Below are 14103 nucleotides of genomic sequence, written 5' to 3' on the forward strand. Positions count from 1 at the left end.
ACCCAGATCCTACTTTATTATTTTTAAGATTTCCTAGTGGAAACACTTTTCATTGTAAATACCTCAGTATTTATATCATATAAGCGGGGGGAATTTACTTCAGTCATCGCGTAAATAATGGAGTTGATCGAATTTCAACTGATTTTTAACAAGGCTTGCTTTTTATCAACTTATTTTTATCTACTTTTTTAATTAAAACAGAGTGGTATTAGTATTTTCTTAGTATTTATTCATGTCAAATAAGTGTTGTTTGTTATTCACTTTTTATTGTTTTTGTTTGCTGCTTTATGTCAAAAGTTAATTGTGCTGAGTAATATTGATCAACGCGATGAGCATTTATTGTAATAAGGAGATTAAAATGCCGACGTTCATCTTATTTTCTATCTGTTCAAACGAATAAACCTTGTAAGGGGACGTTACTTCTCTTTATTATAATCAGGAGCCATTAATCAAAAGAAATAATAATGAACATAAAAAGAACCCTAACAAGCATCGCAATAATAAGTACTATGGCCCTTTCTGGTCATAGTTATGCAGATACCGCTGAAAAAGATCAAGCAAAGAAAGTTTCACCATCAACCTGGCTAAATTTATCTGAAAGTGAGTTAGTTGCCGTTGAAAAATATGCGACCGATTACAAAACTTTTATTTATCAAACACCAACAGAATTAACCTTTGTTACAGAAACTATAAAACGTGCTGAGAAACAAGGTTTTAAGCGTTTGTCTGAAAAAAGTAACTTAAAGCCAGGTGCTCGTTTTTATGACGTCAATCGTGACCGTACTATTTCATTAATTGTTATTGGTAAAAAAGGCCTTGAGCAAGGTACTCGTATTGTTGGCGCTCATATTGATTCACCTCGCCTAGAACTTAAAGGACGACCGCTTTATGAAAAAGAGAAGTTTGCTATGCTGCAGACTTATGTTCATGGTGGTATTAAAACCTATCAATGGGTCAATATCCCTTTAGCACTGGTTGGCCGCGTTGACAAAAAAGATGGGACAGTTGTTAATATCTCTGTTGGCTTTGATGAAAACGATCCCATCTTTATGGTACCTGATTTAGCCCCGCATGTTGATCATCCAAACAGGGATCGTAAAAGTCGTGATGTGATCAAGAAAGAAGAACTTGATGTTATTATCGCAGCTAAGCCTGACTTAGATAAATCAATAAAAGAATTGATCACCGATTTCTTAAAAACAGAGTATGACATTTCAGTCGAAGACTTAGTGTCTGCTGAATTAGCCTTAGTGCCAGCAACTAAACCTCGCGATGTTGGCTTTGATCGCAGCATGATCGCTGCTTATGGCCAAGATGATAAGGCAAGCTCTATTGCCGCTGTTACTGCCATCTTTGAACAGAAAATTCCAGAGTATACCTCGGTTGCCTTTTTAGTGGATAACGAAGAAGTGGGCAATATTAATAATACCGGGGCAAGCTCAACTTATCTTGTTGATATGTTAAGTGGCTTGTTATACAACCAAATGGGTGACGATTATAACGATTACCAGTTACGTAAAGTTTTGCGTAATACCAAAGTTATTTCAGCGGATGTTAACCCGGGTGTTAATCCTAACTGGGCTGGTGTTTGGGAATTAGGCAATGCGCCACGTTTGGGTAACGGTATTAACTTGAAACTTTACGGTGGTGGTTTTAATGCTAATTCAGAGTACATGGCATGGACACGTAATTACTTAGATAATAATAAAATCAAATGGCAAACATCGACTTATAAAGGTAAAGCTTCTGGCGGAACTATTGGTAGCGATTTGTCTAATGACAATATGGAAGTAATTGATTTTGGTGTACCCATTTTGTCAATTCACTCTCCTTATGCGGTAGGTTCAAAAGTTGACTTATATTCATTATATAAAGCTATGTCGGCTTTCTATCAGCAAAAATAAACTTAACACGTTAATTTAAATATCAAAAGATCAGCATTTGCTGATCTTTTTTCTTTATATAAAGCTAAAATATCATTTTTTATAATGAATACAAGACTCGATGATATTAGTGCTTTAAGTCTTAGTGGTGATTACTTTATAATTACTGTAATGGATCGCTAAACTTAGGAAGAATTCTTGATATGCTATTAAAATTATTTCAGCTACAAAACCGCCCAATAAACTCATTGTTAAACAACTATAAAAAAACACTTTTATTACTGCCTATCTTTTTGGGTATACAAGCATGTGGAGGAGGTGGTGGCAGCGATAATACGACCCCAACAGCGCCAAAAAGTTATGCTTTTTCATTAACGTCTACACTGACCAATAAATGTGGCGAAAAACTACCGTTTGTTGATGTTGAGTTGTTTATTCAAAATAATGATTGGAGTGTTGTTACAAAGTTACAGCCAAACGATGATGGACTTTTTAGTTTTTTATCAGACAATGAACTCATCAATTACACACTTGTTGCTAAAACTCAGCAAGAAGGAAAAGTGGAAGGTTTAGATTTTGTTAGTTTTCATCGGGTAAAAGCAACAACGCCCGCTATTTATCAGGCAGAACATATCAGTAAAGTTGTTGATGCTAATTGTGAATGTATTACTCGAAATGTTGAAGTATCGCATACCCCTATCTCTGATATAACTCAAGTAACCAGCTCAGCAACATTTACCAGCACTGAAGCTGTAGACTCACAACGCACTGACTTTATTAATGTTGAAGCTTGCCGAGCAATTGATGGCGCTTGGCCACTACATTCTTTCTCGCTTGTTGGTACTGGAAATAACAGTAACGTTTTGGGTGCTGCTGGCTTTATTGATGATTTTAGTCAAACAGCCGTTAATAGCGACAATCAAGCTGTATGGCAACTCTCAGCTTTCGCCGCCATTGAACAAATTGGCTTAAATAAAAATCATCAGCCTTTTACAACACAACAGTTATTTTTGGGGCAGGCACATTTTGCAACAAAAGTTCTTGAAGATGATAACTCAGTTGATTTATTTAATAGCCATCTTTACGTTTCAGAAACTGTTTATCAATCAAATGCAGAGGTTATTTTATCTGAAACTGATTCTGCTTTTGGTCAAATAAAAATATCGAGCCAGCATCAAGTTATTTCTTCAGCTTTCAACACTAGTTTTGCCTTAGCCGCGACGACTAAAAAACCAGATGTTGATGATATTTATTTCTCAGAAATTAAATCAGACTGGAGTTATGATTACAGTAATGTTGCTAATTATCCTTTGGCTATAATTACCGTCAATTATCAAGCTTACCACCCCGAAAATAATACACCTATGCCAGCTAAATGGACAAGTTATGGGCGAATTACTGGTCAATTACCCGTAACTACAGCTTTACCTGGTTATGAAGGTATTATTAATGATGAGACCCTTGTATTGGGTACCAGTACAGATTTGGTACAAAGTGAAGATACTGATAAATATGAAAATTATTTATTGTATTATCAAAATGAAAATAATAACTCTTTTGCTAATAATGTAAAAAATTATCACATATCAATAAAAAAATAAGGTTATCTTTATATGAAAACGGCGCTATAAAGCGCCGTTTTTTATTAATACACGTTACTGTTAGCCATTAATCTACTGCTTGTTTCGCTCTAACAGGATTTGCATACATAGTTAATAACCAATGCTGCTGCTGTTCAGTTAAATCAGACATCCTGCTATTTAACTGATTCATTACGCTTTGTTTAATGTCATCTTGCTGGTGAAGCTGTGCATAAGCCGTTAAGTTGCTGTCATATAATTTATAGTTACTGATAATCTCTTTATCAATAGCTTTTGCAACGGCTTTACTATCGGCATAGTCGCCTTTAATCGCGTGGCAGAACTCAACATGAACACGACCTTTTTTCCCCATTAACCCTTGTGTAATACTATTTAAGTCTTCGTTTTCTTTCTTTTTATAACACCCCGTTGCTTCTCGTTCTGCAAGTTCGATGGCTTTATCTCTATCACAGGGATCAAATTCATACGAAATTGAAACAGGTACAATATTAATTTCATTTAAATAGTCTGCAAGCGGCGTTTGCTTGTCTTTGTTTAGAAATAACATTGAAATTAAAGCCGAGTTGGTTTTGTCTATCCCGTCTTTAGCACGACCTTCTCGCTGTGCTATCCAGATGTTTTGTTGGCGCTCATAAACTGTATGGTGAATATAGGCTGATAATTGCTTTGACGCATTGAGCATGGCACGTTTTGACTCTTCACTACGTTTAACAATGAAGCTTTTGTTAATACGCATTAAGTCAGCAACCCAAGGTTGATGCAATAAGTTGTCGCCAACTGCTGCCTCAACGGTATTAATGCCACTGTTGTACAACGCCCAATTAATTAATGCGACATCAAGTACTATGTCTCTATGATTACTGATAAACAGCATAGGTTTACTTGTATCAATTTTCTCTAAGCCATGAAAAGTAAAACCATCGGTACTTTTTTTTACGAGGTGATGCAAGTACTTTGCTACTTCACGTTGAATGTCTTCGATGTTATGAAACTTACTCACGCGTAACTTTAACGTCCATTTTACCACTGAGCGACAAATTACCGGTAGAAGCTTGTACAGTCGAGGCATTTTAAAACTAGCAATAGAAGAAAGTAGCCCTTGGTCATTAATCAGTTTTCGGATCACAGTTGCAACCTCATCGTCACGATAAGGGCGAATATCATCAAACATGTAAGGTCTCTTTACTGCTTAACAGCGATTAATTAACTTAAAAATTGGCGGATATTATAACCGTTTTTTAAATGAAAAGGCTCCTATTGTTTATGCTTTACTTTTTTAAATAATATAATTTCATTAGCTTAGCGATAAATAATAATATTAATATAAAAAATGAAGCAAAATCCGAATAAAATGTATAATTTTTGCTACAGTTAATTGTGTAAGCTCTTTTATGAATTAATTTCTATTTTTTTCATACTAAGGCCTTGCGTTTTTCGACTTTACCCTCAAGTCTTAAATAGAGCAATAAACAAAAGGAATACCTATGAAAATAAATCTTTCAGGTCACCACGTAGATGTTACCGATGGTGTAAAAGAACATATCGATGAAAAATTCTTAAAAATCTCTAACCATTTTCCAACGCTGATCTCATTAGACATTATTCTTTCAAAAGAGCATGGAAAATATGGCGCAGAAATAACAACAAATTATGAAGGTGGTCGTATTGCTGTATCAGCAGAAGACGATGTTATGTTTCCCGCGATTGCGAGTGTAGCCAAAAAGCTTGATGCCGCACTTAAACATAGAAAAGGCCAATTAAAAGCAAATTTACACAGTAAACCTGTTTCAGTTACGCCTGAAATTGCCCATGAGAAAGTTCAAGAAATGAATTTGAACTAATTTCAAAGTAGTTATACTTAAATGTTTACGGGAGCTATTGCTCCCGTTTTAGTTTCTAGCTTATTATTCTCATTATGAATGGTATACTTAACGTGTGAATAAATAAGGTAGTAGAAGTAAAATATGTTGGCCCTTTCAAATAATGTCTGGTTAGATCAAAATGAACTCGAGTTAACCGCTATTCGTGCACAAGGGGCGGGTGGACAAAATGTAAATAAAGTATCGTCAGCGATTCATTTACGTTTTGATATTAAGGCATCGTCTTTACCTGATTTTTATAAAGAACGTTTATTAGCATTAAAAGATAAACGTATCACTAAAGAGGGAATTTTAGTTCTCAAGGCGCAACAGTATAGAACACAAGAGAAAAATCGTGAATCTGCGCTTGAGCGTGTTGTTGAAGTGATTAAATCAGCAATGGTTATTCAAAAGGTTCGAAGAGAAACTAAACCATCAAAAAATTCCAAAAAAAGACGCTTAGCGGGTAAATCTCACCGCGGCAATGTAAAAGCACTCCGCGGCAAGGTCACTGACTAGTTAACATTGGTTAAGATATTTTCATTTTACGTCTTAAGCCGACTAAAGATAATCCCAGTAATGCAAAGTAGGATAAGCTACCGCCACCGCTACTATCACTTGAACTGCTCTCCTGATTAATCAGCGTATTTTTTACCGGAGATAGGCTTTCAGCCGTTGTGGTTGAACTATTTGAAATGGTAACAGTCCGAATGGTTACAAAATTTTCATTTGCAGGTACAAAATTACTATTAGCACATTGCTCGTCGGTATAGTCTGGCATTGGTATACTTTGACAAATGGGTAACAGGGCTATTTTATCAATATTATCCATACCTTCAATAACTTCACCAAACACCGTGAAACCACCATTTTGTATATCTAAGTTAGCGCTATTATCTTTATAATTAATAAACCACTGACTGGTTGCACTATTAGGACTGTTTCCTACTTTTGCCATCGCGATAGTTGCTCTAACATTTGAATACAAGGGTTCATTTTTTATGGAACTATCGACATCAATGGCCGTTAATGGAAAGTTTCCGTTAAATTCAAAACCTCCCGCTTGCATAATAAAGTTAGGCACTAAACGATGAACAACAGTATTGTTGAAATCCCCGTCGTTAATGTACTTTAAAAAATTTTCTACTGTTGTAGGCGTGGTTTGATCGTGTAAGTTAATTTTGAAATTCCCTTGAGAAGTTTCAAATTCAACAATTGTCGCATTACTCGATACTGATAATAGTGTCGCAATAGAAAATGCACCCGCTAGTACGAGTGATTTAGGAGAATTTTTATACATAGTAACCTTAAATTTATTAGGGATAATAATAGTTGAATACAATGCTAGAGATACTAAAAGTATTAGTCTAAAACAACAAGAGCTTTTCTTACCTGTAAATTTGATTTTGTGGTTGTAGCGTTTTTATTCAGCATATCAATGAGGCTATAAAAGAGGTGAGAGCTGATAACGTATATCGTTATTAACGACATACGTTAAATAAATACCAGAATCATCGTCAGAAAAAGTATACCTTTTAAGCTGATGAACGTTATTACCTTAATAGCCCTCAATAGGTGTTTACTCAGTAGTCACTGGCAATACATTTAATGCATAGGCTTTAACTTGCTCATTTTTAAGTTGTTGGCAAGCGAGTTCATATTGCTCTTGATTGACTTTTTTATAACTATATAAACTTTGCAATTTACTGATAAAGCTCGCTTCTTCAATGAGCGTGGCTAAAGGGGATTTTATCAGTTGTTTATTTTCTTGCTGTTTAATAGTCTCAATGATCATTGGCGGTAAATTCCATTTTGAAACAATCGCGGCGGTTAAGCTAATCGAGTGATATGAAATTAAGGCTTTAAAGGTTTGAGAACTAGGTGTCGCGGATGGGTCAACATGATGAAACGCTTCAACCATTAAGTCGAAGATAATCATTTCGCCTAAATTCCTTAATAAGCCAATCAAATAGGCGGCAGAAGCATTATCTATATTAGAGCTTTTGTCAGCTAAGTCTTTTGATATTAGAGCTGTTTGTAAAGCATGTTGCCAAATTTTAGTGCCAAAATATTTGAAATATGGCGTGTTTTTTGGGCTGAAATTATTAATAAACACATAAACAACGCCTTCTAGTAATCCTTGTGACCCCATCACCATAAAAGCTGACTTTAAACTGACTATCGGCACATCACTTCGACGGTATTTAGCCGTATTAGCGAGTTTTATCATGCTGGCCGCCATACTGGGTTCTTTCGCAATGATGTTTAAAATTTCATTAACATTAAAATTTTTGTTATTTATTGCTGTTAATACAGCATCAACAGAAGCTGGCATAACGGGAAGTTCAGAAATTAAATTTTGTGGGCGTAACAGTAAGTCATTTATTTGGTCAGCTACATAATCACTAAGAGGATCAATTTTATTGATATACTGAGTGTCGTCATCCCCAAACAATAAATCAAAAAACAACTTATCGTAATCTATTTCTTGATGATCCTTTATTTGACCAGCTAAGTTATCTATTTGTGAAAAAAGTGGTTCCTGAGAGACAGATATATTAGCTGTGTTATTACTTTCTTCTTCACTTCTTAGCAGATGAAAATATTCATAGTTAGGTGTAGTTTTCTTAACAAAAGCTGAAGGGAAAATAGCTCTAAGAAGCGATCTAAACATGAAGGGGAATACCTTTATCAATTCACTGAATATAAATATAAATATAAGTTTAGATATAAATTCGTTTATTATCGAGATTAAAATAAAAAAGTCGTCTGAATTTACCTAATGTGATTTAAAATCTGAGCAAAAAGTACCATTAGTTAACAAACATTTAAAGTGAATGAAAAAAACGATTAGTGCGTGGTAAAAAGTTATTGTTGTAATCTAGAGAAAAAGCGACTTGACTAGATTTACCAACAATTTCCTTCCTTGGCACTAAGCCAATTACCCGCGAATCTGCACTATTATCTCGGTTGTCGCCCAGAACTAGATACTGACCAGTAGGCACTATAACTTGGTTGAAGTTATCCAATTGTGACGCCAACTTACTGGTTCGAATAAAATGTGGCTGGCCATTGATCGTCTCAATCTTGTCGTGGTAATTGTTCGATGGCAGGTTTGTTGTTGATTCTTTTTTGTAGCTAATCACTTGGTTGTTTATAATTAATTTATTGTTTCTCATAGTAACTGTATCACCTGGAACACCAATTACACGTTTTACTAAACGTTTATCTGAGACCACTGAATCAAAAATAATGATGTCATTGGTTTGTGGTTCTGAAAGTGTAACAAGAGAAATATGAGTGAAGGGTAAGCGAATATCATAAGCCATTTTATTAATAAAAATTCTATCGCCTTCAACAATTGTTGGTTTCATCGAACCTGTAGGTACGTCACTCCAGTCAGCGACAGCGCTACGAAAAACTAACATTAAACCAATAAAAATAAATAATAACTTATTTTCTTTCCATAGTTTCTTGAGACTATTTTTCATTTTCTTTCCTTTTAAATATTGATGACACAGGTATAGTTATTAACAGAAAATCTTAGTTTATTATGACCATTATTTTTTGATTTGTTGCTTATGAAATGTAACGGATTATGACAACTTTACTGTTTAACAAGGAAAGAACTCATGAATAATGCATTAATAATAGCTTTGTATAATTTTTAAAAAGTAAACTTCGTTGGTCACTTCACTTGCTAGTGTGAAACTTATTTAGTGTTCATATCACTATAGGTTTCGAGCTTAAACTATGGGTCGCTAAGGTAGACTAGATAAAATCAAACGTTAACTTGAGAACAAATAAAAAATTACTATTTACTTGAATTTTTTATTAAAGCTAAGGAGAATTCCTGTAGAATTTACCTGTATTTGTAAAGTAACTAACCAAAACGATTATATTAATGACTAAAAAGATAAAAGTACCGTTAAAACATAAAAACGCTGAATCAGCTGAGATAACCTTAGGTTTAACCGATCCTAAAAGCCCAAGTAATGTCGGTGCTGTAATGCGCGCAGCAGGATGTTATCAAGTTGATAGCGTACTCTACAGTGGTGTTAGGTATGCAAGAGCCGCGAAATTTCATACCGACACACAAAGTGCCAGTAAAAAAATACCTTTAATTGGTGTTGAATCTTTGGTGGAAAGTTTACCCGATGGGAGCAAGCTAATATGTGTTGATTTAATTGAAGGAGCGGTGCCATTGCCGGCCTTCATTCACCCTAAAAATGCTATGTATGTGTTTGGCCCTGAAGATGGCACTATTAGTCAGGCTGTTATCGATAAAGCTGATGCTGTGGTATATATTCCAACGAATGGTTGTATGAATTTGGCAGCAACAGTAAATGTTTTACTTTATGACCGCTTAGCAAAGTCTGCAATAGCTATTGGTGACGATGAACTTATCCGAAAAAGTAGAGATACAAATAACACGGTAAAAGTGAAACAGTAAAATGGCTTGTTGATAGTGTTAATCTAACGGTTTGTTCATAAAACAAACAAAAGAATTAATAAAGTCGATAAAAAACTTGACTCTTTCTGTCAACGATATACAATGCACGCAGCTAGAAAGTACTACCTATATTTATGTACCAAGTTTCGAAGTTATGTTAGTAGCTCGTCCTGTTTAATAAGTCATAGCAACACTCTCAGCATCATCGTTTTAGTGAATTAAATTTATTTAATGGCTAAAACAAAATTAAGATTAATTATATTAAACAAATAGGATACTATTATGTCTACAACTACTGGTACAGTAAAATGGTTCAACGAGTCTAAAGGTTTTGGTTTCATCGAGCAAGAATCTGGTCCTGACGTTTTCGCACATTTTTCTGCAATCTCTGGCGACGGTTTCAAAACTCTAGCTGAAGGCCAAAAAGTACAGTTTACTGTAACTCAAGGTCAGAAAGGTCCTCAAGCTGAGAACATTCAAGCTCTTTAATTTTGTATCTTGAGCTAACTTAGGTTACCTCATACAAATAAATTGCTAAAAAGGGTAAGACTTATGTCTCACCCTTTTTTTGTGGGAAAAATTTAGTTTCAACGTTTAAAACTTAAGATATGCTTTCAGCTTACCAAGCTCTATCTACTTCGAATAATTTTAAATACGATTATGCACAAGTTAATGCCGTTGCCAAACTTGATGATCTTTCTGAACAAATCTATCAACATGAGCGTAAATCTTGGCTTGCTAAACGACTGAAAAAATCGTCTGCTATTCGTGGTATTTATCTTTATGGGAGAGTCGGTCGTGGTAAAACCATGCTTATGGATCTCTTCTTTCAAAATTTAGCCGTTACTGCTAAAAAACGTATTCACTTTCATCGCTTTATTGAAGAAGTACATCAACAATTAAATTTATGTACAGGACAAAGTGATCCATTAACGTTTATTGCTAAGCAATGGGCTAAAAAGATCAAAGTACTGTGTTTTGATGAGTTTTATGTTTCAGATATTGGTGACGCTATGTTGCTTTCTGGCTTATTTCAGGCGTTCTTTCAACAAGATATTATTTTAATCGCTACCTCTAACTGTCGACCCGAAGAACTTTATCGTAATGGGTTACAGCGCGAAAGATTTATGCCTACTATAGATTTAATTAACGATTATTGCCAAGTATTATCGGTTGATGGTGCTGTAGATCATCGCTTAGACCGTTATGATGAAACCGCAATTGCATATCGCGACTATACTTACCCATTAAATAACAAAACGCTTAGACAAAGGTTTTTAGATATTACGGGTATTGAAGGTACTTCAGGTAATATAACTGTTAACCACCGTAAAATCCCTTTTCAAGCGAAAACAGATACTATTATACTTTTTGATTTTTATGCACTATGTTCTGGTCCTAGAAGTCAGCGAGACTACATTAGCCTAGCTGATCATTTTAAATTGGTATTGCTTGACCAAGTTCCTCAATTTGACGGAGAGCGCATAACGTCTGTTATATCAGGCGTAGAAGATGACTATCAACGCGACGGTAAATTGTTAAGCCAACTTCGCCACTTAGATGATGAAGCTCGGCGCTTTATTGCTGTTGTTGATGAATTTTATGATAGAAATATACGACTTATTATTAATGCTGAAGTTGATATTATTGAGCTTTACCAAGGACAGCAATTAAGTTTTGAGTTTGCTCGCTGCCAATCCCGTCTCATTGAAATGCAACAATTAGCATATTAGCCACAAATGTGTTTATTTCACTAATAAATGGTATTTAATTTTCATTTTATTCTATGTTTATTTTGTATCTTATTGAATTTTATTGGTTTTACTAGTTGGCACTAGTTTTGTAATGTCTATATTAAGTTAGGCATTATTTAATCGATAACAATCGAAGGGCATAATATGAAAACACTCATCGCAACAGCACTTATATTGGCAAGCAGCAGTACGTTCGCTTCCACCGCATCTTTTACAAATGACTCATGCAATGCAACAATATCTGGTGGTATTAAAATTACGCCAACCGCTATTGAATTCTCTAAAAGTAAACTGCCACTCTATAAAATTGTTGATAATGAACGATTATATGTCAATGGTGTTCAAGTTGACTTAACAGATAATCAGCAATCCTTGGTTCATGATTATTCGTCTGGCATTAGGGCTGCAGTTCCACAAGTAAAAAGTGTTGCATTAGATGCTATTGATCTTGCGAATGACGGCATTAATTTAGCGTTTAATGAGTTACTCGGTCAAGATAATACGCTGAGTGCTGAAATTACTAGTCAACTTTCAGAGATACGTAAAGAAGTTGATCTGGGCTTAACCAGTGATAATGACATTTATTTTGACGAGGATGGTTTTTCAGGAGAAAACTTTTTCAACGAAGATTTTGAGCAACGTATTGAAAGTGCAATAGAAAAGACGGTGCAAAATTCGATTGGTAGTTTAATGATAGCGGTAGGGCAACAGATGCTTTTCTCTGGTGGCGATATGAACGCTTTTGAATCTCGCATGGAGGATTTCGGTGAAAAAATGGAAAACGAAATGGAATCTCGTGGTGAACAAATTAAAAAAAGTAGTGAAGTACTTTGTCAATCTGTTGTCGACATCGATGCACTTGAAGACAGGTTAACTAACGAAATAATAGTATTAAAAGACTTTAATTTATTAACCACTACTGTTTCATCTAAAAACGCTAAAGAACTTATGTAATTTTAACTAAATATAGATAAAATTCTCTATCGCCTATTATAACATGGGCGCGTTAGTCTCTAATCATTGACAATAAAAACAAGTAAATAATTCAGTTACTTGTTTTTTGTCAATCGAACCATTGACTTAATTAACTGCCATTTGTCATCTGTGACTGCTCGTCAGCCCAAGAAAGTGCTTGGTTGTAATCTCTAATGACTTTTTCCTTTTCTATACCTAACTTCTTCATAACAATAGTGGTTTCATCCCATTGTGCATGTTCAATGTACTCTAATAACTGGATTAATTCAGCCAATACGCCTTTCTTAGTGAGTAAAGAAATCTTTATCTCTTGCGCAAGTGGTAACTTTTCTAAAACAGTTTCAAGTTTTTCATCTAAAATGGCATCAATTAATGATAATAAGCCCGTTAAGAAAGCAATAGATGAATCTATTGGAGCATTTATATCCTTTGAGACAAGTTCACAAAATTTAGCACGAGCCATCGCTGAATTAATTAACTCTGAAGGTTTATCAGGGTTAACATTTATAGCAAACATCAATCCTAAAAAGCGCTTTAATTCTTGTGACCCTAGTGTTACAAGTGCTTGTTTTATCGTTGATATTTCATTGCGTCTGCGAAATATCGCCGAGTTAACATATCGTAAGAGTTTATAAGAAAGCGTTACATCGCGTTCAAAGACTGAAGTAATACTGATTAAATCTAATTCGGGTTTTGATGTTTCATAAAGTAACTCAGCCATGGCAATCTGTGATGGAGAGAGACTTTTAGTTTTTATCATCTCAGGCTTAGCAAAGAAAAAGCCTTGGAATAGTTCAAAGCCTAATTCTAGTGCTTGATTATACTCGTCGTAAGTTTCAACTTTTTCTGCAAGCAATTTAATATCAGGGAAATTAGTAATCGCTTGTTTAACTTCTTTAATTTCTTCAACAGTGGATATTTTCCAATCTATTTTTATTATTTTGATATAAGGGAAAAAATGTATCCACACTTTTTGATGTTCATAATCATCTAGCGCTAGTGTATAACCTTGTTCATAAAGATCTTTGCAAATAGCTAATAGCTTTTTACCCGGCTTAACCGTTTCAAGAATTTCAACGACGACTTCATCAGTGGTCAGCATATTTGCGTAACCAAGACTTAATGTTTCAAGGGTAAAATTAATAAAGGCGGGCTTATTACCAGTAAATTCTCCTATACCTAAGTTAAATTTACTTGCTTCAATCATTTTTGTGGTGGCTTCATCGCCATCGATATCAGGAAAAACGTTGTCAATGCTGTCTCTAAATAGCAATTCATAGGCAAAAAGGTTTTTGTCTTTATCTAGAATGGGTTGCCTGGCGGCATAAAAATACATAAAAATTCCTGATATTTTCGTAACTATATTGAATATATTGGAAAAAGGATAAATTAGCATCAACTATTTTTATATATTAGTTGCTGGCATAAGAATATTACATGGATAATACCTTTAATATAGTTGAAAACAATAAAAGTATAGTAATAGCAAAATATCTAGTCATACTAGCTTAATCTATTTTTTGCTTAGTAACAGAAGTTTTTAACATTTTTTTTACTTAGTAAAAATATAATAATACT

Annotated in this window: 13 protein-coding genes; 8 read left to right on the forward strand and 5 right to left on the reverse strand. The window is 34.5% G+C overall.

Features of this window, described 5'->3' with window-relative positions:
- Positions 1 to 464 precede the first annotated feature (464 nt).
- Together H4J57_RS11040 and H4J57_RS11045 are read left to right on the forward strand one after the other, a co-directional pair.
- Positions 465 to 1904: a hypothetical protein gene (locus H4J57_RS11040; RefSeq protein WP_220470075.1), complete on the forward strand. Its 1440-nt coding sequence runs from the start codon at positions 465 to 467 to the stop codon at positions 1902 to 1904.
- Between the two features lie 182 nt (positions 1905 to 2086).
- On the forward strand, positions 2087 to 3484 hold the full coding sequence (locus tag H4J57_RS11045) for a hypothetical protein (RefSeq protein ID WP_182242924.1): 1398 nt from the start codon (positions 2087 to 2089) through the stop codon (positions 3482 to 3484).
- Positions 3485 to 3551: 67 nt separating this feature from the next.
- Here H4J57_RS11045 and H4J57_RS11050 read toward each other — a convergent pair whose 3' ends face one another.
- Positions 3552 to 4655, reverse strand: a complete 1104-nt coding sequence (locus tag H4J57_RS11050; RefSeq protein ID WP_182242926.1) for a 1-acyl-sn-glycerol-3-phosphate acyltransferase — start codon at positions 4653 to 4655, stop codon at positions 3552 to 3554.
- 313 nt (positions 4656 to 4968) lie between these two features.
- Between H4J57_RS11050 and hpf the strand changes: the two genes are divergently transcribed.
- Together hpf and arfB are read left to right on the forward strand one after the other, a co-directional pair.
- Positions 4969 to 5325, forward strand: a complete 357-nt coding sequence (gene hpf, locus H4J57_RS11055; RefSeq protein WP_070376060.1) for a ribosome hibernation-promoting factor, HPF/YfiA family — start codon at positions 4969 to 4971, stop codon at positions 5323 to 5325.
- Between the two features lie 123 nt (positions 5326 to 5448).
- A complete protein-coding gene (gene arfB / locus H4J57_RS11060; protein WP_070376061.1) occupies positions 5449 to 5862 on the forward strand; it encodes an alternative ribosome rescue aminoacyl-tRNA hydrolase ArfB in 414 nt (137 codons plus the stop codon).
- Positions 5863 to 5872: 10 nt separating this feature from the next.
- Here the strand turns inward: arfB and H4J57_RS11065 are convergent, their stop codons facing one another.
- The 3 genes from H4J57_RS11065 to lepB form a co-directional block, all read right to left on the reverse strand.
- A complete protein-coding gene (locus H4J57_RS11065) occupies positions 5873 to 6643 on the reverse strand; it encodes a peptidylprolyl isomerase (protein ID WP_182242928.1) in 771 nt (256 codons plus the stop codon).
- Positions 6644 to 6922: 279 nt separating this feature from the next.
- Entirely contained in the window at positions 6923 to 8017 is a 1095-nt protein-coding gene (locus H4J57_RS11070; protein WP_182242930.1) for an HDOD domain-containing protein, read from the reverse strand.
- A 154-nt stretch (positions 8018 to 8171) separates the two neighbouring features.
- Positions 8172 to 8834, reverse strand: a complete 663-nt coding sequence (gene lepB / locus H4J57_RS11075; RefSeq protein ID WP_182215073.1) for a signal peptidase I — start codon at positions 8832 to 8834, stop codon at positions 8172 to 8174.
- 413 nt (positions 8835 to 9247) lie between these two features.
- On the opposite strand from lepB, the gene H4J57_RS11080 reads away from it, so the two are divergent.
- The 4 genes from H4J57_RS11080 (at position 9248) to H4J57_RS11095 (ending at position 12504) form a co-directional block, all read left to right on the forward strand.
- Positions 9248 to 9796, forward strand: coding sequence for an RNA methyltransferase (locus tag H4J57_RS11080; RefSeq protein WP_182242932.1), 549 nt, complete (start codon positions 9248 to 9250; stop codon positions 9794 to 9796).
- Positions 9797 to 10078: 282 nt separating this feature from the next.
- Positions 10079 to 10285, forward strand: a complete 207-nt coding sequence (locus tag H4J57_RS11085; protein WP_070376065.1) for a cold-shock protein — start codon at positions 10079 to 10081, stop codon at positions 10283 to 10285.
- A 119-nt stretch (positions 10286 to 10404) separates the two neighbouring features.
- On the forward strand, positions 10405 to 11529 hold the full coding sequence (gene zapE, locus H4J57_RS11090) for a cell division protein ZapE (protein ID WP_182242934.1): 1125 nt from the start codon (positions 10405 to 10407) through the stop codon (positions 11527 to 11529).
- A gap of 165 nt (positions 11530 to 11694) precedes the next feature.
- Positions 11695 to 12504 carry a DUF2884 family protein gene (locus tag H4J57_RS11095; protein ID WP_182222068.1) on the forward strand — a complete coding sequence of 270 codons (810 nt, stop codon included), beginning with the start codon at positions 11695 to 11697 and terminating at the stop codon, positions 12502 to 12504.
- 130 nt (positions 12505 to 12634) lie between these two features.
- Here the strand turns inward: H4J57_RS11095 and H4J57_RS11100 are convergent, their stop codons facing one another.
- Positions 12635 to 13861, reverse strand: coding sequence for an EAL and HDOD domain-containing protein (locus tag H4J57_RS11100; protein WP_182242936.1), 1227 nt, complete (start codon positions 13859 to 13861; stop codon positions 12635 to 12637).
- Between the last annotated feature and the right edge of the window lie 242 nt (positions 13862 to 14103).

Source organism: Colwellia sp. BRX8-7 (assembly GCF_014077275.1).
Lineage (GTDB): Bacteria > Pseudomonadota > Gammaproteobacteria > Enterobacterales > Alteromonadaceae > Colwellia_A.